Source organism: Aquimarina spongiae (assembly GCF_900141785.1).
Taxonomy (GTDB): Bacteria; Bacteroidota; Bacteroidia; order Flavobacteriales; family Flavobacteriaceae; genus Aquimarina; species Aquimarina spongiae.
On sequence record NZ_FQYP01000014.1, the window covers coordinates 25,916 to 47,392 of the forward strand.

Annotated in this window: 14 protein-coding genes; 10 read left to right on the forward strand and 4 right to left on the reverse strand. The window is 37.3% G+C overall.

The window, feature by feature from the left end; all coding sequences use genetic code 11:
* Nucleotides 1–276: 276 nt before the first annotated feature.
* Nucleotides 277–1,530 (reverse strand): outer membrane beta-barrel protein, encoded by a 1,254-nt coding sequence (locus BUE24_RS22555; RefSeq protein WP_073321687.1) that lies wholly within the window; start codon nucleotides 1,528–1,530, stop codon nucleotides 277–279.
* Between the two features lie 402 nt (nucleotides 1,531–1,932).
* Here BUE24_RS22555 and serS point away from each other — a divergent pair, with 402 nt between their 5' ends.
* The 5 genes from serS to mgtE all read left to right on the forward strand — a co-directional run bounded on the left by serS (nucleotide 1,933) and on the right by mgtE (nucleotide 7,765).
* Entirely contained in the window at nucleotides 1,933–3,204 is a 1,272-nt protein-coding gene (gene serS, locus BUE24_RS22560; protein WP_073321690.1) for a serine--tRNA ligase, read from the forward strand.
* Nucleotides 3,205–3,261: 57 nt separating this feature from the next.
* Nucleotides 3,262–5,049, forward strand: a complete 1,788-nt coding sequence (locus BUE24_RS22565; RefSeq protein WP_073321693.1) for a tetratricopeptide repeat protein — start codon at nucleotides 3,262–3,264, stop codon at nucleotides 5,047–5,049.
* Nucleotides 5,050–5,113: 64 nt separating this feature from the next.
* Entirely contained in the window at nucleotides 5,114–5,428 is a 315-nt protein-coding gene (locus BUE24_RS22570; protein WP_073321697.1) for a DUF4286 family protein, read from the forward strand.
* Nucleotides 5,421–6,284 (forward strand): 16S rRNA (adenine(1518)-N(6)/adenine(1519)-N(6))-dimethyltransferase RsmA, encoded by an 864-nt coding sequence (gene rsmA / locus BUE24_RS22575; protein ID WP_073321699.1) that lies wholly within the window; start codon nucleotides 5,421–5,423, stop codon nucleotides 6,282–6,284. The genes BUE24_RS22570 and rsmA overlap by 8 nt, the downstream gene beginning before the upstream one ends.
* 131 nt (nucleotides 6,285–6,415) lie before the next feature.
* Nucleotides 6,416–7,765, forward strand: a complete 1,350-nt coding sequence (gene mgtE / locus BUE24_RS22580) for a magnesium transporter (RefSeq protein WP_073321702.1) — start codon at nucleotides 6,416–6,418, stop codon at nucleotides 7,763–7,765.
* A gap of 115 nt (nucleotides 7,766–7,880) precedes the next feature.
* Here the strand turns inward: mgtE and BUE24_RS22585 are convergent, their stop codons facing one another.
* Nucleotides 7,881–8,072, reverse strand: coding sequence for a hypothetical protein (locus BUE24_RS22585; RefSeq protein WP_073321705.1), 192 nt, complete (start codon nucleotides 8,070–8,072; stop codon nucleotides 7,881–7,883).
* 154 nt (nucleotides 8,073–8,226) lie between these two features.
* Between BUE24_RS22585 and BUE24_RS22590 the strand changes: the two genes are divergently transcribed.
* The 5 genes from BUE24_RS22590 (at nucleotide 8,227) to BUE24_RS22610 (ending at nucleotide 13,983) form a co-directional block, all read left to right on the forward strand.
* Nucleotides 8,227–8,631: an acyl-CoA thioesterase gene (locus BUE24_RS22590; RefSeq protein WP_073321708.1), complete on the forward strand. Its 405-nt coding sequence runs from the start codon at nucleotides 8,227–8,229 to the stop codon at nucleotides 8,629–8,631.
* Nucleotides 8,632–8,636: 5 nt separating this feature from the next.
* Entirely contained in the window at nucleotides 8,637–9,002 is a 366-nt protein-coding gene (locus tag BUE24_RS22595; RefSeq protein WP_073321834.1) for a cupin domain-containing protein, read from the forward strand.
* 126 nt (nucleotides 9,003–9,128) lie between these two features.
* On the forward strand, nucleotides 9,129–11,237 hold the full coding sequence (locus tag BUE24_RS22600; RefSeq protein WP_073321711.1) for a M48 family metallopeptidase: 2,109 nt from the start codon (nucleotides 9,129–9,131) through the stop codon (nucleotides 11,235–11,237).
* 104 nt (nucleotides 11,238–11,341) lie between these two features.
* Complete coding sequence (locus BUE24_RS22605) at nucleotides 11,342–12,430, forward strand: Gfo/Idh/MocA family protein (RefSeq protein WP_073321714.1); 1,089 nt, start codon at nucleotides 11,342–11,344, stop codon at nucleotides 12,428–12,430.
* Nucleotides 12,431–12,528: 98 nt separating this feature from the next.
* On the forward strand, nucleotides 12,529–13,983 hold the full coding sequence (locus tag BUE24_RS22610; RefSeq protein ID WP_073321717.1) for an SLC13 family permease: 1,455 nt from the start codon (nucleotides 12,529–12,531) through the stop codon (nucleotides 13,981–13,983).
* Between the two features lie 86 nt (nucleotides 13,984–14,069).
* Here BUE24_RS22610 and BUE24_RS22615 read toward each other — a convergent pair whose 3' ends face one another.
* A complete protein-coding gene (locus BUE24_RS22615; RefSeq protein WP_073321720.1) occupies nucleotides 14,070–14,765 on the reverse strand; it encodes a hypothetical protein in 696 nt (231 codons plus the stop codon).
* 12 nt (nucleotides 14,766–14,777) lie between these two features.
* On the reverse strand, nucleotides 14,778–21,467 hold the full coding sequence (locus BUE24_RS22620) for a BspA family leucine-rich repeat surface protein (RefSeq protein WP_073321723.1): 6,690 nt from the start codon (nucleotides 21,465–21,467) through the stop codon (nucleotides 14,778–14,780).
* Between the last annotated feature and the right edge of the window lie 10 nt (nucleotides 21,468–21,477).

Below are 21,477 nucleotides of genomic sequence, written 5' to 3' on the forward strand. Positions count from 1 at the left end.
TTGCAATAAGACAAGGATAACATTTATGAATATTACCCTATAAAAAAATCATATTAAACAACTGAAAAACAGATGAATAAAACAGATTAACTATTTGCCATATGTTGTATTGAAGAAGCGATCAAATTTTATTCAAAAAGTAGTATTACACCACAATTTGCACTTATTTTAATTACAAATTTGACCGTAAAAGATGTATATGAAGCAAAAAAAATGTGGTGCCACAACCAGTAAAAAGTTGCATCACCACATTTTTAATTATTGTATCAAATAAAACTAGAATATCGTATATCCAAAAACTAAGGAAAAGGTATTGTAACTAGAAGACAATCCAGAAAAAGGTCCTAATAATTCTCTACCAAATCCATATCTAGCTTCTACACTATATGTATTCTGAAAATTATATCCGAACCCGACAAAGAAGTTACTTCCTGTCTCTCCACCATCAATCTCTAAATCCATTCCTCTATCATCTTCAAAATCGATGATGGAATCAATACTGGCATCAAAAATTACCAAGCCTCCATCAACAAATAATTTTGAAGTATCATTCAGAAAAAAGTAATGCCTCACCCCAAAAGGAAATTCTACCGAAGTGTAATCCGCAGTCACATTAGTTTGGATCGTTAACAAACTAGATTGAAAATAAGTGATAAATTTTTCTGCTTTGTAGGATTGAAAAGTTGGTTCTAAAAACAAAGACCACTTGTTGTTATTGAATGGTAAAACGTATTCTATCTCTGCCCCAATTCTGAAGCTCGTATTACCTCCAAAATCAATATCCCTAAGATTGTTTCTACTATTATCTACCGATAAGGATGAAAAGTTAACCCCAGGACGAATCGTAATATGAAACGCATCTTTTTGGGTAGTATTCCTCTTTAGAACAAAATTTGGATCAACACACGAATTATACTTTACAAAATATTTTATCAAACTATTAGTGCGGTACTCTGCATTTTCTGCATCCTTCAAACTTAAATCACCGCATTTCAAATCACTCCATATTTGCTGCTTGTAATGATTATTTTTGACGACAGCAAGTATTGTTCGGTTTTGGTATCGTTGTTCTGACTTATACTTTTTATAGACCAATGGTTGAATTTCACCTTCATTTACTTGATAAAAAAATCGTCTTAAATTTCCATCCTCATATCTATATAAGCTTGCCTTTCCTTCTACAAGTTGTTTCAGAAACACTGTTTCTTCTTTAAAGTTTGGGTTTTTATCTTCAGTTAACTTTTCAATACTTTCTGAAGAACGATCCATTTTTACCGTGGCCTTTATATATTTTGAAATCCCATTAATCACAAACTCTTTAACTCTTGTGATGCTTTCAGTTTGTTCCTCCCCTTCTACAGTTTGTTTGTAAATAAATTCTTTTGGATTATCCTTCCAATCAATATTTTTTATCAGACATTCGGTTTTCTCTCCACCCATGGTGACGAAGTATCCTTTTTCAAAATTCACCTGTCCATATCCATGAAACCCTAAAGCGATGATTAAAACAACTATTAACTTTTTTCCCATTTACAATTTTAATTTTGAGATTATTAAATACATTAATGGTGTATAACATTTCTAAAAGAAAAGACTCGGTATACATAGCGGTGATCATTCTTTTTTGAATATCCTCACACCTTACATTTCCCATATGTGTATTCGTTATACAAAAGGTTACCCGTTATTTTTTCTCTTTTTGAAAAGCATTACGCACTAACTTTTACTTACATGTTTTTTCGTTGAGCAAATAAAATATCCATCAGTTTCAAAATCTGAAACTGGCAATTTATTTTAGAAATGATCTTAAATGATCCTGGTAGTTAGGTTTCAAAACAAAATATGTTTATTTCATATCTATTTAACCCAGTCTTTTATTTAAATTTGCTCCTTCATTAATTTAATTCGTAGAATCTCCTAAAGTAGGATATCATGTTAGTAGTACAACAAATCATCGCAAACAAAGATCATTATGTAAACGCTTTGACCAAGCGGAATTTTGATGCTGCTCCGGTTTTAGAAAAAATCATTGCGCTTGATGAAGAGCGTAGAGCAACACAAGCAAAATTAGATAACACCTTAGCAGATTCAAATAAGTTCTCCAAAGAGATTGGAATGTTGTTCAAAAATGGAGAGCAGCAAAAAGCGAATTTGTTAAAAGAAAAAACTGCACAGCTTAAGGAAGCTTCAAAAGAACTTTCGGCTACACTTACCGAAATTCAGACTCAACTTTCTGAACTTTTGTATACGGTCCCTAATGTACCTCACGTTTCTGTACCTAACGGACAAAGTGACGAGGATAATGAAGAGGTTTTTAAAGAAGGTGATATTCCCAAACTGGAAGATGGAGCATTGCCTCACTGGGAGCTAGCCAAAAAATACGACATCATCGATTTTGAGTTGGGGGTTAAGATAACTGGAGCTGGTTTTCCTGTCTATAAAGGAAAAGGTGCCCGTTTACAACGTGCATTGATCAGTTATTTTCTGGATAAAAATACAGAAGCTGGTTATAAAGAATATCAAGTGCCTCATTTGGTGAACGAAGCTTCTGGATATGGTACCGGACAATTACCAGATAAAGAAGGGCAAATGTATCATGTAACAGGAGATGACCTTTATCTTATCCCAACTGCAGAAGTACCAGTAACCAATATGTTCCGAGGAGATCTACTAAAAGAAAGTGATCTTCCGATCTGCTGTACAGGATACACTCCTTGTTTCAGAAGAGAAGCTGGGTCTTATGGAGCTCATGTACGTGGATTAAATCGATTACATCAGTTTGACAAGGTAGAAATCGTAAGAATAGAAAAACCTGAGAATTCTTATGCCGCGTTGGACGGGATGGTAGATCATGTAAAGGATATCCTTAGAGAATTAAAGCTACCTTATCGTATCCTGCGTTTGTGTGGTGGTGATATAGGGTTTACCTCTGCACTAACTTATGATTTTGAAGTGTTTTCAACCGCTCAGGATCGCTGGCTGGAAATCAGTTCGGTATCTAACTTCGAATCGTACCAAGCCAATCGATTAAAATTACGCTTCAAGGATAACGACGGAAAAAAACAATTGGCGCATACCCTTAACGGTAGCTCATTGGCATTACCAAGGGTATTGGCTGGAATTTTAGAAAATTATCAAACCCCAAAAGGAATTAAGATTCCTGAGGTACTTGTACCTTATTGTGGTTTTGAGTATATAGATTAAGCTATCTATAACATACTGCTAAAGCGCATTTTGCTATATTTACAAAAAAACTGCAAAATGCGCTTTCTCTTTTTCTGTTTAGTCCTATGCATATCGCTATCTGCTTCTGCTCAGTCGGAGCAGTTGGCTAAGAACTATATGCAACAAGGGCAATATGAAAAAGCCTTGAGTGTCTACCAAAAACTGTTTGACAGATATCCTAATCGGATCAATTACTTACTAGGGTTAGTAGAATCCCACCAACAGTTAGAACAATTCGAACAGGCAGAAGCTATTTTAAAAAAGCGTATTGACCAAAATCCAAACAATGCGCAACTACTGGTAGAATTGGGGCATCATTATGACTTACAAGGAAAATCAGACCAAGCCCGTATCAATTACAACAAAGCAATTGCTGCTTATGACAATACCAATCTCAATCATGCCTATTCTTTGGCACAAACCTTCGAGAAGTATAACCTCCTGGATGAGGCCGCACTGATTTATGAAAAAGGTATGCAAGATAATCCTAGAGCGAATTATAATGTACAGTTGGCCAAAATCTATGGAGAACAAGGGAAGCTCGAAAAAATGTTTTCTAGTTACCTCTCTCTTTTACAATCTCAGCCTAACTATATCAATATCGTACAGCGCAATTTTAGTGATTATATTGTTGCAGATCCTACCAATGAAGCCAATATCATTTTCAAAAAGTTGCTCATCAAAAAACTACAACAAAACCCTGACATTTTGTACAACGAAATGTTAAGCTGGTTATTTGTGCAGCAAAAGGAGTTTAAAAAAGCTTTTATTCATGAAAAAGCGATATACAAGCGTAAAGAAGAAGGTCCTCAGGGAATAATTGATTTAGCACGTATTGCAATTTCTGAGAAAGATTTAAAATCGGCAACCGAAATTTTGAATTATATTCTGGAGACTTCGGCTTCCAAGGATATGAAACTCACCGCGCACAAGATTATCCTTAAAGCCAAGATAGACAACAGTAAAAAGAAAGAGTATAAATCCATAGTTGAGCAATACAATAAAGTTTTTGAAGAGTACGGAAAATCCCGAGAGACTATTGGTTTACAAGTGGATTATGCACATTTTCTGGCATTCAATCAAGATAAAAAGCAGGAAGCCATTGCTTTCTTAAAAGATTTGATAAAAAGAGAGCGTTTATCTAGGTTTCAATCTTCCAGAATCAAAATGAAGATTGCAGATATTTTGGTCCTCGACCAAAAGTTTAATCAGGCTCTCATCTATTATACACAAGTACAAAATGCCTTAAAGAATAATTTCCTGGCACAGGATGCACGTTTCAAAGTTGCCAAAACGAGTTATTATAAAGGGGATTTTTCTTGGGCGCAAACCCAATTGGATGTGCTTAAATCTTCCACTTCGCAGCTGATTGCCAACGATGCGATGGAATTGAGTCTTATCATTAGCGACAATTCTCAAGAAGACTCTACACAAACGGCTCTTAAGATTTTTGCCAGAGGAGATTTGCTAGCGTTTCAGAACAAGAATGAAGAAGCCATTGCGCAATATCAGGAAATACTTACCAATCACAAAGGGGAAAAGATTGAAGATGAAGCTTTTTTAAGACAAGCCAAGTTGTTTGAAAAACAAGAGCAATTTGAAAATGCCAAGATAAATTACCTGAAAATTATTGAGTTTTATCCCGAAGATATATTGGTTGACGATGCGTATTATTGGCTAGCAGAACTGTATACAAATCAATTGGGTGAACCCGAAAAAGCCAAAGAGCTGTATGAAAAGATCATCTTCAATCATGCAGACAGTATTTATTTTGTAGAGGCTCGCAAAAAATATAGAGCGCTTCGTGGTGATGCAATAAATTGAGCTTACCAGTAGGCAATACTCCTTAGTTTACTACCTTTGTTACCACAATAAAGATATCTTACTGATGTACATATATAATGTTACCATAAATATTGATGAGACCGTTCATAACGAATGGGTGGACTGGATGAAAAATGAGCATATCCCTGATATGTTGGCTACAGGAAAATTTACCAAAGCCTTAATGACCAAAGTTTTGGTACAGGAAGAAATGGGAGGAATTACCTATTCTGTTCAATATACCACCAATAGCAAAGAGACCTTACAACAATATTATAACGAAGATGCCGATCGACTGCGAGCAGAATCTCAACGATTTGCAGGGAAATTTGTTGCTTTTAGAACCGAACTGGAAATTGTGAGCGAGCGAAATGGCTAAACACAAAAAAAACCATCATCCCGATTCCTCTTTTTCAAAATCCAATGAAACAGGCACCGTACGTGCCAAAAAGCATCTGGGTCAACATTTTCTAAAAGATGAAAATATTGCAAGAAAAATTGGAGATACCCTGACCTGTTCAGGATACGATCACGTGATCGAAATTGGTCCTGGTATGGGGGTACTTACCAAATACATTCTTGAAAAAGAATTGCATGTAGTTGCTATGGATCTCGATACCGAATCTATAGCATATCTCAACACTCATTTCCGTTTGGAACATGCAAAGGCGATGCAAAAAAGCCGTTCTTTTGAAGTCATAGAAGCTGATTTTTTGAAATTTGATCTTACCTCGCTTTTCGAAAACAAACCCTTTGCCATTACAGGTAACTTTCCTTATAACATTTCTTCTCAAATCGTATTCAAGACTTTAGAATATAGGGATCAGATTCCTGAGTTTACCGGGATGTTTCAAAAAGAAGTTGCACGACGTATTTGTGAAAAAGAAGGTAGTAAGACCTATGGGATTTTATCGGTATTGGTTCAGGCTTTTTACGATGCTGAATATTTATTTACCGTGCCTCCCGGTGTATTTAATCCTCCTCCAAAGGTAGATAGTGGTGTACTGCGATTAATTCGAAAAAAAGACTACACGCTACCTTGTGATGAAAAACTATTTTTTAAAGTAGTAAAAACAGCGTTCGGACAACGTAGGAAAACCCTAAGAAACAGTCTTAAAACACTTCAACTCCACGAAGAAATTAAGGCGTTGGATATTTTTAACAAACGACCAGAGCAATTATCTGTAGCTCAATTTATTGAGTTAACTTCTCAAATTGAAAATCAAGATAAATAAGGATAACGATTGATTTAAAAAAATATCGATCGTAAAATAAGTTCCTCTCATTTAACACAGCCATAAAGCTCAATTAAATTCTTTGGTTATCTTTGTGAGCGTTTGCACAAAAGTCCGCAAACCATTGTAATATGGCGTTTCAGATTTCCAAAGAGCTTATAACAGAAGTGCAACACCTCGTCCAAAATGCAGGTGATAAAAAATTGCGCAGTATGCTCAATGAAATTCACTTTGCTGATATTGCTGAAATTATTGGAGAGCTCAACCTTACAGAGGCCACTTATATCATCAAATTACTGGATAGCGAAAAAACTTCGGAAGCCCTTATGGAACTCGAGGAAGATTTCCGTGAGCGTATTCTAGAAAACCTTTCTGCCAAAGAGATTGCCGAGGAGCTTGAAGAGATGGATACCGATGATGCTGCCGACGTGATTGCAGAACTTCCTGATGAGCTTGCCGAAGAGGTAATTGCCGAAATTGAAGACGAAAAGCACGCCGAGGATATCAAAGAGCTTCTTAGCTATGGAGAAGATACTGCCGGAGGGTTAATGGCCAAAGAGTTGGTTCGAGTTAAAGAAACATGGACTATTGCAGGTTGTGTTCGTGAGATGAGAAGGCAGGCCAAAAATGTTACACGTGTACATTCGATCTATGTAGTTGACAAAGAGGATAAGCTGAAAGGAAGATTATCCTTAAAAGATTTACTTACCGCTCCTACCAAAGCGCAAATTAGTGATGTCTATATTCCAAAGGTAGATTTTGTAGATGTTGATACTGAAGGAGAAGAAGTAGCCCGGGTTATGCAAAAGTATGATTTGGAGGCTATTCCTGTTGTGGATCACGAAGGTGTTCTTGTAGGTAGGGTTACTATTGATGATATCGTAGATTTTATCAAAGATGAGGCAGAAAAAGATTATCAACTTGCCGCGGGTATATCGCAAGATGTAGAAGCAGATGATAGCGTACTAGAACTTACTCGCGCTAGATTGCCCTGGTTGATTCTAGGGTTATTTGGAGGTTTGGGAAGTGTTTTTATTATGGAAGGTTTTGAAGATGCCCTTGCCAAATACAAAGAACTATTTTTCTTCACTCCGCTAATTGCAGCGATGGCAGGTAATGTTGGAGTACAATCTTCGGCTATTATCGTTCAAGGTTTGGCCAACGACGTTGTAAAAGGAAGTCTATTTAACCGATTGGTAAAAGAAATAAGTTTAAGTTTGATCAGTGGTATTACCCTTGGTATATTGGTTATCTTATTTGGTTTGATTATAGGTATGGAAATGGATTTTAGTTTAACCATTGCCATATCTATGCTTTGCGTGATTATTGTCGCTGCATTAATAGGAACTTTTGTTCCGATCATTCTGGATAAACGAGGAATCGATCCTGCCATAGCCACCGGTCCTTTTATTACCACCAGTAATGATATTTTCGGGATCTTTTTGTTCTTCTATATCGCTAAATTAATGCTGCAGTTCTAGTAGCATTTTTTATCGCCATTTTGAGCATTATCAAAACGTAAAAACCAGCAATACGATTCGACGCTGCTCAAAATGACTTAAAGTAATTATTTCACAAAACAAGTTTTAAAGAGTACTAAAAGGTCTCTTCACAGGTATACACATCCGGACAAGCCAGGTACCAGCTGCAATAAGCAGGCCCTGTTACTGATCCGCTGCAAGAACACCCACATAGTGATAAATCAACTCCAGCCTGACCTTTAATCTTACTTTGACTTTCTCGCGATAGCGTAGCTACCCCGGGAATGTTTAAAAGGTTTGTTTTCATATAATATATTTGTTATGGTTAATGCACCTAAAATTAGAACATATTTTATAGGAAAGGCATTATTTTAACCTTTTTAAGTTATTGTTTAGATTAACACGTTTTATCGTACAAAATTGCTATAGGTTTTTATAGTACATTTGACAAAATATACTTTATGACCTCAGAAGTTTTCGAGTACGATTTTAAGGTTCCTGCATCTGCTATTGATGATATCAATCATGTAAATAATGTGGTCTACCTACAATGGATCCAAGACGTTGCCAAAAAGCATTGGGAATCCAAAATCGATGATTACATAAGAAACACCTACGTTTGGGTAGTTCTCAACCATTTTATAGAGTACCATAATCCTGCATTCCTTGGAGATACCATCACAGTTCGGACCTGGATCGATAGTCACAGGGGTGTAAAAAGCGAGCGGCATACCAAAGTTATCAATACAACCACCCAGAAAGTGTTAGTATCTGCCAAAACTGTATGGTGCTTGTTGCATAAAGAAACGTTAAGACCCACCCGGATCACGGATGAAATAAGTACCTTGTTTTTCCAAAATTCTTAATGTCTATGGAAGCGATTAATATTAAAGACAAATTATCCAAGTTTGATAAGCAATGGCATCCTCATCGTATTGCAATGGTGGATGATAATCAAGTATATCTGGCAAAACTATCTGGAGATTTTGTATGGCACAAACACGATGATGAAGATGAACTTTTTCAGGTGATTAAAGGGACGCTGTATATGAAATTCAGAGACAAAACCGTAACGGTAGAAGCTGGAGAGCTTATTGTAGTCCCAAAAGGTGTAGAACACTGCCCTTCTACCAAAGATGGTGAAGAAGTACATGTTCTTTTATTCGAAAAAGCGTCTACCAAGCATACGGGCGAAATTAAAAGTGATCGTACTGTAGATACGTATATCGAAATTTAAGATCTAAAAAAACAAGATACTTTCCTTATCTAATTCATATAAGGGGTAACATCTCAGATTCTTGTGACACTTACGATAAATGTTACAAAACATTGTACGAAATCACTAACTAAAACTGATTGATCAATGGCTGATTTTTACCCTTTAAGTCCGGAGTTAGACCGAAAAAACTTTACTAAAATTACTACCAACTACAAAAAGAACGTATTTGTAGTATTGGTGGGGATTGTTCTATTTTTTGCATTATATACTGCCGCTGTTGCCGGGTCTATTTATCTTTTTTATCTCGCCCTTACGTACGACATGGGCCACATCAATAAACTTACCATCTTACTAAAAGCAGGTACCGTGGGGATGAGTGGTATGTTTGTGTTATTTATGATTAAGTTCATATTTAAAAAACAACGTCTAGATAATAATCCACTCAACATTGAAATTACTGAAAAAGAACATCCGAAACTTTTCCAATTCATTAGAACATTAAGCGAAGAGACCAAAGCTCCTTTCCCAAAGAAAATATTTGTAAACCACGAAATCAACGCGGCTGTATTTTACAACAGTACCATATTAAGTTTGTTTATTCCTACCCGAAAAAACTTGTTGATCGGTCTGGGATTGGTGAATGGACTCAATCTTACTGAATTTAAAGCCGTACTCGCTCACGAATTCGGGCATTTTTCGCAAAGCAGTATGCGTTTGGGAAGTTATGTGTATATGACCAATCGAATTATTTATGATATGGTGAATGAGCGTGATTATTGGGATCGAACTCTGGACTCAATGAAAAACTCAGATATTCGAATTGCCATTTTTGCCTGGTTACTGATGCCCGCAGTTTGGACCACCAGACAAGTCATGGTTTTGATTTATAAAGGGATTAACCTGCTTCAATCTTCATTATCCAGACAAATGGAATATCATGCCGATCTGGTTGCGGTAAGTGTTACGGGTAGTAATGCTATTGTAAACGGTTTATACAAACTGGATGCTACTACACAAGCGTTGAATTTTGCTTCAGAACATGTGTTTTCGGCAATTCAGGATAAAAAATACACTTCTAATCTGTTTTACCATCAGACTTCTGCCTACGAATACTTGAAGAAAAACAAAAAAGAGTTTAAGGATAACCTTCTGGAAAACTGTAATCACGAAAGAGTGTTTCTGGAAGACGACGACGCACATGTTCCTAATATGTATGCTTCTCACCCATCCGGATATAAGAGAGAAGATAACGCCAAGAAGAATTTTGTTGAGGGTATAGAAGATACACGATCGCCTTGGATATTATTTGATGACAAAGAAACGTTGTGCGAAAAGGTGACCAAGAACCTGATTACCGTTAATTTTGATTTACCCAAGGATACCGCTTTTGCTCCAGCAACAGAAATTCAGGAATTTATAGAATCAGAAATTGAAGAAACACAATTTGATCCTAAATATCTGGGGAATTACGATAATCGATTCTTCTCAGAATTCCCTCTGGAGAATCTGGAACGTATGCTTATCGAGCATCAAATTACCACTTCGAACAGCATTAACGTTCTCGAGGATTTATATGGAAATCGGCTACAGCAAAAAATGGATCGCGAAAAGGAAGTCGACGATGAGTTTCGTTTGCTGACTAAAGTATTGAGTCGACAAACTAAAGAGAAACAGTTTAATTTCCGAGGGACACAATATGCCAACAAAGAAGCCGAAAAAGTCTACAAAGACCTGGTAGAAGAGGTAAATAAGGATACCTGGTATCAAGACTTTGATAAAAAAGTTTTTGCTGCCATTTATGCCATTAGCAATGCTACAGAAAAAGATGAATTGATCTTACGTTATCGATTCCAATTCGATTTCCAGAAATATCATCGTGCATTTATTGGTATTCAAAACGAATTTCATACAAAGATTGATGAAATCAACGCTATCGGTAGTTTAGACGAAAATCAGGCAAAAGTTTTTGCAGGTCAGTTCAACACCCTACATAACCAATTGATTCATACACTTAATGAAGTAGATGTTTTACGATTACCATCCATGAATAACACCAAACATATTTCTTCATTAAAAGAACACTTGCTGGCAGAAAATGTAGCATTCATATCGAGTGCCACCTTAGACGGACAAAAATTAAATCAGATCCTACAGCAACTTGATAGCATCATTTCAAAATCAAGAAGGCTGTATTTTAAAAGTCTAGGAAACATCTTAAAACTTCAGGAAAAAATCAGTACTAAGGCAGTATAACATTCTTAAAGTCAGTCAGAGTAATCCCTTCGATTTAACAAATCAGCAACACAATTGTATGCTGATATCTAGTACCTTACATACATCACAAAAAACAAATAGATATGTTAGTCAATCGAAGGGATTTTATTCGAAATACCAGCCTTGCACTTGGGTATAGTTTATTACCGTATGGCAACATCTTTTCAAACGGTTCTCAAAAACAAATCGGTGTTTGCCTGGTAGGTTTAGGAAATTATAGCTCAACAGTTCTTGCTCCAGCTTTGCAGCTTACCAAACATTGTAAGCTTACAGGTATTGTAACGGGTAGCCCCTGGAAAATCCCTAAGTGGCAAGAGCGGTATAAAATCCCGGATCAAAATGTATACAACTACGATACCGTGCATCAAATCGCCAACAATCCCGATATTGATGTGATTTATATTGTAGTCCCTACCGGTTTGCACGCCAAATACGCGATTAGAGCTGCCAATACTGGGAAACATGTTTGGTGCGAAAAACCCATGGCCAAAACCGAAGCCGAATGCCAATCCATAATCGATGCTTGTCAAAAGAATAAAGTACAACTCACTATTGGATATCGTATGCAACACGAACCCAATACCCGCACAGTAATGGATTGGGCAACAACAAAACCTTTCGGGAAAATAAAAACGCTAAGAGCCGAAATAGGATATAATGTCTCAAATCCTGCAAGAAGCTGGCGTTTAAATGCTGAGTTAGGTGGTGGTACGATGTATGATCTTGGGGTTTATGCACTCAACGCTTCTCGGTATGTAACCGGAGAAGAACCCATATCCGTATCTGCCCAACAAATGACCACCCGACCCGAAATTTTTACCGAAACCGACGAGACCACTCATTTCACCTTAGAATTCCCCTCTGGCGCTATTGCCCATGGTAAAACCAGTGTTGGTAAATCGATGCATGAACTTTATGTAGATTGCGAAAAGGGGTGGTACACTCTGGCTCCATTCTCTATGTATGCTGGTGTAGAAGGAAAGGCAAGCAATGGCACTTTATTAAATATCCCTATTAGAAATCAACAAGCCAAACAAATGGATGATGATGCATTATCAATCATCAATAACACTCCGGTAATGGTCCCAGGAGAAGAAGGTATGAAAGATGTCAGAATCGTTGAAGCGATCTACAAATCAGCAAAATTAAAAGGAAAGGTACTAGCACTCTAGACTTAGGAATATCTAAAAGAGGTTTCGGCTTTCGTAAAAAATGCAGTAAATTCACCAAATCCGTTTTTTGAAAAAAGGATACTATTAATTCGTACTGCATGAAAACAAAGACTATCGGACTTATTGCAGGTCCTGTTCTATTCTTGTTTATTTTGTTTTTTTTAGGTCCCGAAGGACTATCCAAAGAAGGATTGGCTACCCTAGCCATTGCAACCTGGATTGCAGTTTGGTGGATTACCGAAGCTATTCCTATTGCTGTAACGGCCTTACTACCCTTTGTACTTTTTCCATTAACGGGAGTAATGCCTATCAAAGGTGTATCTGGAGCTTTTGCTAATCCAATGATTTTTCTCTTTCTGGGAGGTTTTATTCTGGCTTCAGCCATAGAGAAAACCAACCTTCATAAACGAATTGCTCTTACCATTATTTATCGTATCGGAAGTAATTGGAATCAAGTGATTCTTGGGTTTATGATCGCAACGGCTTTTTTGAGTATGTGGATTTCTAACACCGCTACTGCAGTAATGATGCTCCCCATAGGACTTGCTGTAGTTTCTCAAATTCAGGCCGAAGAAACGATAAAAAACACCATGGGTAGATCTTTGATGCTTGCCATGGCGTATGGGTGTTCTATTGGAGGTATTGCTACTATTATTGGGACGCCTACTAATGTTATTTTTGTGGGTATTGCGGAAGAGCTTTATGGCGAAACAATTTCTTTTGCGCAATGGATGATGCTGGGGTTGCCCTTCTCTGTTTTGATGCTCATCATAGGATGGTTGTATTTAACCAAAAAAGTGTTCCCTATTACTGTGGAAGGAATTCCAGGAGGTAAAACAGCGATCAAAAACCAACTGGATCATTTAGGTAAGATATCTTATGAAGAAAAAGCAGTGCTATTCGTTTTTGGTACTGTTGCCATATGTTGGATGACTAGTTCTTTTTTACTGAAACATATTATACCCGGTATTAGTGATACCTTGATTGCCATAGCAGGATCTATTGTTTTATTTGTAATCCCATCTCGGAAAAGACAAAAATTAGGAATCATTAACTGGAAAACGGCAGAAAACATTCCATGGGGAATTTTATTGCTATTTGGAGGTGGATTGGCCCTGGCTGAAGGTTTTAAAGTTTCTGGACTTGCAGAATGGATAGGAAATCAATTGGCATTGTTTAAAATGTTCCCTTCTCTACTGCTTATACTTGCCATTGTTATGGTGGTTAATTTTTTAACTGAAATTACATCAAATGTAGCAACCGCTGCAATGCTAATGCCCGTTATGGCTGCTTTGGCGCTATCTATAGATGTGCATCCTTACTTTTTGATGATTGGTGCAACTATTGCTGCTTCTTGCGCTTTTATGCTTCCTGTGGCTACACCTCCTAATGCGGTGGTTTTTGGTTCTGGTTTATTGACCATTCCCAAAATGATGAAAGTAGGACTTTGGATGAATATCGTTTCTATTCTCATCACTACGATCTTGATCTATTTTGTGTTGCCTTTGATTTGGGATATAGCGCTTACTCCTTTTCCTGAGATTTTTAAATAAGAATAGAAATACCCACTCTATGAAGAGTGGGCATAAATACGTTACGGCCCCTTACCTCCGTAATCGCTTGCTAGGTTGAGTGGTTGCTATTCTGTTCTAAAGTTCCATACAGGGCTAATCGTAGCACTCTGATGGGAATCTCTAGCCACTATACGCCAATAATATACCTTCCCTGAAGATACATCCACATCCATAGTGGTCATATCTATCCCCTCTGCAAATAATACAGGTGGATTTGTATCTCCAAAGTAAAGATCATACGATAGCACATCGTCATCGCTATCGCTGGCATTCCATTCTAAACTAACTGTTGTGGCCGATAAACGTGAGCCTTGTGCTGGACTCACTAGTTCTGGCACTGCCGGTAAATTGTTTACCGTAGCCTCTGGCTCTGTATAAAAAGATTGTGTCGGTGAATAAGTACTCACATTATCCTCGCTATCTATGGCGCGTACTCTCCAGTAATATCGTATACCCTTTTCTAAAGTAAAAGTATTGGTAGTATTCGTAGTCGTTACCGTAAAGGCTATGTCATTAAAATTACTATCTCTGGCAATATCGATCACATAACGAACTTCATCACCATCACTATCAATAACCACATTCCAGGAAAACTCTAAGTCAATACTAGTACAAATCAAATTATTGGTAGGAAACACCAAAGATGGAACTCCAGGTGCCTCGTTGATGGTAATCAGTGGTGGACGATCATCATCTCCACTACAAGAAATTATTACTCCTAGTATTACTAATCCTATATAGTATTTTATATGCTTTATCATTATTCTCCTTTTTTATTGTTTAACCATCTTAAATGTTCCTCCATCTGCTATCGATATCAAGTAGATCCCTTGTGGTAAGTTTGCTGTTGGCAATACTACCTGACCAGAACTCATGTCATACTCCCCAGAAGAAACTACCACTCCTATCGAATTATAGATCGATATAGTCATTGCTCCTGATACGCTATCAGGAACGGATAAAGTAACATCTCCCCTAGTTGGGTTAGGTGCAATTCTAAAGCTATCAAATAAATTCACTTTGCTGGATAACTTTCCTTCGCATTCCAGGCTTGAAGATACTGCTACCTGATCCCCATGATTGACCTCTATAGCAAAGTTATTGTTGGCAAATGTACCTATCACCTCATCATTGATCGTTACGGTATAAGGAGGAGTTCCTGTGGTGATCTCCACCTGCATTTTGGTTCCTGTAGTATCATTTTGTACACTGGTAGCTCCAGATAGAGATTCTGCTGCAGCGATTACCGCTTCAAAACATTGTTCACAGTTCGCAAAACCTTCAACAGTGATACAGATCGGGTAAGTCCCCGGAGGTAGATTATCTATGGCTAATGAGGATGTAAAGCTATGATCTACTCCATTAATGGTGGTTCGATACTCCAATGCCGTAGCGGCTGTGATAGTCAACGTTCCATTATCCTTTGCCTCACAAGTCTCACTAGTGGTAGTGATTGTAAAATTGTTTGTAGGTAGATTGGATAATGGACAGGTATCTATAACATTAACGGTCCTGGTGACTTCCATAGCCCTATTACCAGAAGCATCGGTAGCATTATATCGGATCGTATAGCTCCCTACAGCATCTACAAAATCGATAGCATCGATCATAACGGTACTGCCATCATCGGCAGTGGCTCCTAGCTCTGTATACCCAGCTCCTAAGCTTATCTCTTGTGGATTATCTCCTGTTAACGTGATTATTGGTGCAGTGGTGTCTACTACATCTACCGTTCTAATTACTTGAGGCGCAGAAGTGCCAGACACATTATTAATAGCATCATAAGTAACCATATAACTACCTACCTGATTTGTATTTACTGATGCAGTATTAATGGTTAGTACGGCTCCATAAGTAACTTCGGCTCCTAACTCAACATAATTATCTCCCAATTCAATCACTTGAGGATTATCCCCTAACAAAGTAATCACCGGGTCAATACAGCCGCGTCCTCCATCATTGATGATCCAGTTATACAACGAACCTGTCAAAGTATTTCTTGCTTCTTCTGCTAAACAGTAGGTAGCATCTGCATTTAAAGTTAAACCCGTAGGGATTTGCGTCTCTCCGGCTTCTAAGGTCGTCCAACCAATTAGGGTAGCATCATAATTTTCTTGAGACATGGCAGTACCAATAAAAAAATCATTTAAAAAACTTACATTACTGATATCCCATCCGGAAAGGTCTTGATCAAAAGAGCTTGCCCCTTCAAACATATTTCTAATATCATCACTATTACTGACATCCCAAGAACTTAAGTCTTGATTAAAAGCAGTAGCATATCTAAACATAGCCGATAAATAATCAGCATTACCCAAAGCCCAACTTCCTATCGGTTGATTAAAAGATGTAGCACCCTGAAACATTTCTGTAAAATCAAGCACTGTACTCACATTCCAACCCGAAATATTTTGATTAAATGAAGTAGCTTCTTTAAAAGTACTGTCTGTATTTTCAAGAACGGTAAATGTCCAATCTCCAATATTTTCATTAAAAATGGTACCTTCTTCAAACATACTATCAATGTTGTGAATAGTAGTCATATCCCAATTTCCTATTTGGTCTTTCAAATCTTCAAAGTTGGTACAGCTTTCAAACATACTGGATAAATCGGTGACTTGTGACAAATCTGGAGTATCATCCGCATTTAGTTTTAAATTTTCACAATCATTGAAAGAATTTCTAAAATCACGCCATTGTATATTTCCCCATTGTTCAATAGTTTGAATTTTAGTTCTTAATGTCCCAAAACCTCTAATAAACAAAGTAAATCTTGGAAACTCACCAGTAATTGACACCTTATAAGTTCCTGCTGTGGTATAATCATGTGAAATAGTTGTTGTTACATTGGTATCCTTGGTACCATCTCCCCAATCAATAGTATAGTTATAACTATATCCACCACTGGTTCTAATCGTAATTCTATCATTGTCTTCTAATAACCAAGAGGTGATAAACGCATCTTCAGGACAAGAATTCCCTAGATCATTAATTGTCCAATTATAAGGCATACTCGTTAATGTATTTACAGCATCTACACTTAAACAATGTGCTACATCTGCATCCAATGTTAAGCCAACAGGAATTTGCATCTCTCCAGCGGTTAAAGTTGCCCATTCAATCAATAGGCTATCATAATTAGTTTGTGACAACCCAGCTCCTGTAAATATTCCAGCCATGCTAGTCACACTCGAAATATCCCAATTGGATAGATCTTGATCAAAAGATGATGCTCCAAAAAACAGTTCCTCCATCTCTTGAACCAAACTAACTTCCCAATTACCTACAGGTTGATCGAAAGCAGTAGCATTATAAAACATAAAAGCCATATCAGTAACAGTTGCCATATTCCAGTTAGAAATATTCTGATTAAAGGCTAGAGCTTCTTCGAAAACAGAGTCACTTCTTAACAAATTGGTAAATGTCCATGCACTAATATCTTCATTAAAAATACTACAGCTTGTAAACATACTGTCGATACGTTCTATCGTTGATACATCCCAAGATCCCATTCTATCCTTTAGATCTTCGAAGTTGGTACACCCTTCAAACATACTAGACAATTGTGTAGCTTGTGATAAATCCGGAGTATCCTCTGCATTTAGTTTTAGATTGATACATCCATCAAAACCATTTGAAAAGGTATCCCATTGCTGGGTTCCCCATTGTTCAATTGTTTGTATTTTACTTCGATTATCCGCTCCACTAAGGTTGAAACGAATTCTTGGAAAATCTCCTGTAATCTTTACGGTATACGTACCGGCAGTTGTATACTCATGAGTAGCATTTGCCGTAAAACCAGTTTCAATAGTTCCATCTCCCCAATCTACACTATAATCATATCCTGTACCAAAGGTTGGTATCGTAATAGACTCATTTGCTGTAGTGGTTTGCCAAGTAGTAACAAAGAAATCTGTAGCAGCGCAGCTTGCTCCTCCATCTGTAATTGTCCAATTATACAGTGCACTTGTTAATGTGTTTCTTGCTTCCTCTGCAAAGCAAAAAGTGGCACTGGCATCTAATGTTACCCCTGTAGGAATTTGCGTTTCTCCTGTTTCTAAAGTTGCCCAACCGATAAGGGTTTTATCATAATTTTCTTCTGACATTCCTGCGTCTACCAGCATATTGCCCATAGCATTGGCTGCACTGATGTCCCAACTTCCTAAAGGTTGATTAAAGGACGAAGCACCAAAAAATAGATCATCGAAGGTGGTCACTTTACTGGTGTTCCAACTACTCAAATCTTGATTAAAAGCAGTTGCAGACTGAAACATAGCATTCATGGTTTCTACATTATCTACAGTCCAATCGCTAATTACTTCGTTGAATATGCTACAGCTCTCAAACATTGAGCGAGTATCAGTAACAGCACTCATATCCCAATCACTCATTTTATCTTGTAGATCTTCTAAATTGGTACAGCCTTTGAACATACGTTGTGTAGAGTTTACTGATGATAAATCAGGAACATCATCGGCATTTAATCTAAGGTTAGCACAACCATTAAATGCATCTTCCATAGACGTCCAAGAATTCGGTCCCCATTGCTCAATGGTTTGAATGTTGTTACTCGCTGGATATCCATCAAAATTAAGACGATTGAAGTTTCCTAAAACACGCATGGTATACGTTCCTGCATTTTCATAGGTATGATACGCTTCTTGGGTTTCAAAAGTAACAGTACCATCGCCCCAGTCCACCACAAAATCCAGTCCTGAGCCTACAACAGGAAGCGTAATAAATTCAAAATCCGTAGCGATATTCCATGTGGTAATAAAAAGGTCTTCATCTGGACATCCTAATCCTTCATCTTCAATACTCCAATTATACGGAGCATTTAGTAAGGTGTTTTTGGCATTTACTCCTAAACAATAGGTAGCATCAGCATCTAATGTGATATCACTTGGAATTTGCGTTTCTCCAGCTTCTAAAGTAGCCCAACCAATTAGCGTCTTATCATAATTTTCTTCGGACATGGAAGTAGATCGTAGCATCGACTCCATAGTTCTTGCGCTGCTGATATCCCAAGCCGATAAATCTTGATCAAAAGCTGTCGCCCCTATGAACATAAACTCAAAGGTAGTGGCTTGGCTTACATCCCAATTCGCAATACTGCTACTGTTAAATGCTATAGCATCTGTAAATGCCCAAGTAAATTCTTGAATACCACTGGTATCCCATCCAGAAAAATCAACGGGAAAATCTTTATCTAAAGAACTACATTGGGCAAACATATATGCAACAGAAGTAACATTTGATAAATCGGGGCTGTCTGTTGCTTTTACTTCTAAATTGGCACATCCTCTAAAAGCATCCTCCATAGAGGTCCATGTATTGCTTCCCCATTGTTCGATGGTTAGTATTTTGTTACTATCTGCATTGTCATTAAAACGTAATCGATTGTAGTTTCCTAAAATACGAATGGTATAGGTACCTGAATTTGTATAGGTATGATACGCTTCTTCGGTCTCATTGGTGATAGTTCCATCCCCCCAATCTACTGTAAAATCAAGTCCGGTATCTGGAATAGGGAATGATATCTCTTCATTATTAGAGTTAATTCGCCAGGTAGTGATAAAAGCATCAGCACAATCTAGTCCGGCATCAGAGATACTCCAGTCTAACCCACCAGTATCAGTTAATGTGTTTCTCGCAGCTTCTCCTAAACAATAGGTTAAACCACTTGCTCCCAAATCAATTCCTGTTGGTATATCATCAATTCCATCGCTCAAATCTCCACTTGTATCTGTAGACCAACCCAATAATGTTGCATCATAATTTTGTTGCGATAACCCTGAGTTGCTTAACATGTTTGTCATGTTGGTCACTTTACTGATATCCCAATTGCCTAAGGATTGATTGAAATTGGCAGCATTATTGAACATTAATAACATGTTTATGGGGCGGGTAGTATTTTCTCCAATATTCCAATTACCGAGATCTTGATTAAAGGAGGTTGCTCTTGCAAACATTTGTACAAAAACATGACCACTGCTTACATCCCAGTTTTTTATGGTTTCACTATTGAATTTAGTAGCATTTAAGAAAGCAGCTCCAAAATTTGTAATACCACTAGTATCCCAATTTGAAAAATCCAAAGATGCAGAAGTTCCCAAGCTAGTACACTCATAGAACATTCTTATGAGGGATTTAACATTACTTAAGTCAGGAGCATCTGAAGCTGTAACATCTATATTAGTACATCCATCAAAGGCATTAGTGAAACTTGTCCATGCGATATTTCCCCATTGCTTCACTTCTAAAATTTTGTCTTTATCTCCAGAATTATCAAAATAAATTCTAGGGAAATCGCCTTTAATTTTTACTGTATATATTCCTGGTGTATCAAATGTGTGAGAAGCATCTCCTGTTATATTGGTGTCTTCTGAACCATCTCCCCATGCAACGCTATAGCTATACCCACCTCCTGTGGTTGGAATAGTAATAGTTTCATCTGCAGCTATAGTTTGCCAAGTGGTTATAAAGCCTTCCTCAAAACCACAGTCTAAAATATCATCTGAAATTATCCAGCGATTAGGTTCATTGGTCAACGTTGTTCTCCTAGGTGCTGCGGAACAATACTTAAGCCCTAGTGCCCCAAGCTCAATATCAGTTGGTATATCATCAATTCCATCACTCAAATTTCCGCTTGAATCTGTTGCCCATCCTAGTAGTGTTGCATCATAATTTTGTTGCGATAATCCCGAGTTATTTAACATATTACTCATGTTAGTTACTTTACTGATATCCCAACTGCCTAAGGATTGATTGAAATTGGTAGCGTTATTGAACATTAATAACATGTTTCTGGTACCATTACTATTTTCTCCAATATTCCAATTACCAATATCTTGATTAAAGGAAGTTGCTCCTGAAAACATTTGCACAAAACCTCTAGCATTTCCCACATCCCAATTTTTTATAGTTTGACTATTGAATGCAGTAGCATTTTGGAAAGCACCTCCAAAAGCTACAATGCCGCTAGTATCCCAGTTTGAAAAATCTAAAGTTTCTGAGGTTCCCAAACTTGCACACCCATTGAATATTCTTATGAGAAATTGAACATTACTTAAGTCAGGAGCATCTGAAGCTGTAACATCTAAGTTAGTACATCCCTCAAATGCATCGGAGAAATTTGTCCATGCGATGTTTCCCCATTGATTTACTTCTATAATCTTGTCTTTATCTCCTGAATTATTAAAATAGATTCTAGGGAAATCACCTGTGATAGTAACCGTATGCATTCCTGGATTAGCATATGTATGCGGCGCATCTCCAGTAAATCCTGTTTCTACGTTTCCATCTCCCCAATCTACGGTATAATTATATCCAGATCCGGTTGTAGGTATGGTAATATTTTCATCTGCGGTTTTAGTTTCCCAGGTCGTGATAAATTCATTTTGGGCAAATCCAGCAGTACAAAAACTAATAATAAAAAATAAGGTAATGTAAAAGTGTTTCATAAGGGGCCTT

Bases quoted from the DNA above. Each gene is read 5' to 3' on its own strand.
- serS (WP_073321690.1), top strand. From the start codon at position 1,933: ATGTTAGTAGTACAACAAATCATCGCAAACAAAGATCATTATGTAAAC.
- BUE24_RS22610 (WP_073321717.1), top strand. From the start codon at position 12,529: ATGAAAACAAAGACTATCGGACTTATTGCAGGTCCTGTTCTATTCTTG.
- rsmA (WP_073321699.1), top strand. From the start codon at position 5,421: ATGGCTAAACACAAAAAAAACCATCATCCCGATTCCTCTTTTTCAAAA.
- BUE24_RS22605 (WP_073321714.1), top strand. From the start codon at position 11,342: ATGTTAGTCAATCGAAGGGATTTTATTCGAAATACCAGCCTTGCACTT.
- BUE24_RS22570 (WP_073321697.1), top strand. From the start codon at position 5,114: ATGTACATATATAATGTTACCATAAATATTGATGAGACCGTTCATAAC.
- BUE24_RS22620 (WP_073321723.1), bottom strand. From the start codon at position 21,467: ATGAAACACTTTTACATTACCTTATTTTTTATTATTAGTTTTTGTACT.
- BUE24_RS22565 (WP_073321693.1), top strand. From the start codon at position 3,262: ATGCGCTTTCTCTTTTTCTGTTTAGTCCTATGCATATCGCTATCTGCT.
- BUE24_RS22595 (WP_073321834.1), top strand. From the start codon at position 8,637: ATGGAAGCGATTAATATTAAAGACAAATTATCCAAGTTTGATAAGCAA.
- BUE24_RS22600 (WP_073321711.1), top strand. From the start codon at position 9,129: ATGGCTGATTTTTACCCTTTAAGTCCGGAGTTAGACCGAAAAAACTTT.
- BUE24_RS22555 (WP_073321687.1), bottom strand. From the start codon at position 1,530: ATGGGAAAAAAGTTAATAGTTGTTTTAATCATCGCTTTAGGGTTTCAT.
- BUE24_RS22615 (WP_073321720.1), bottom strand. From the start codon at position 14,765: ATGATAAAGCATATAAAATACTATATAGGATTAGTAATACTAGGAGTA.
- BUE24_RS22585 (WP_073321705.1), bottom strand. From the start codon at position 8,072: ATGAAAACAAACCTTTTAAACATTCCCGGGGTAGCTACGCTATCGCGA.
- BUE24_RS22590 (WP_073321708.1), top strand. From the start codon at position 8,227: ATGACCTCAGAAGTTTTCGAGTACGATTTTAAGGTTCCTGCATCTGCT.
- mgtE (WP_073321702.1), top strand. From the start codon at position 6,416: ATGGCGTTTCAGATTTCCAAAGAGCTTATAACAGAAGTGCAACACCTC.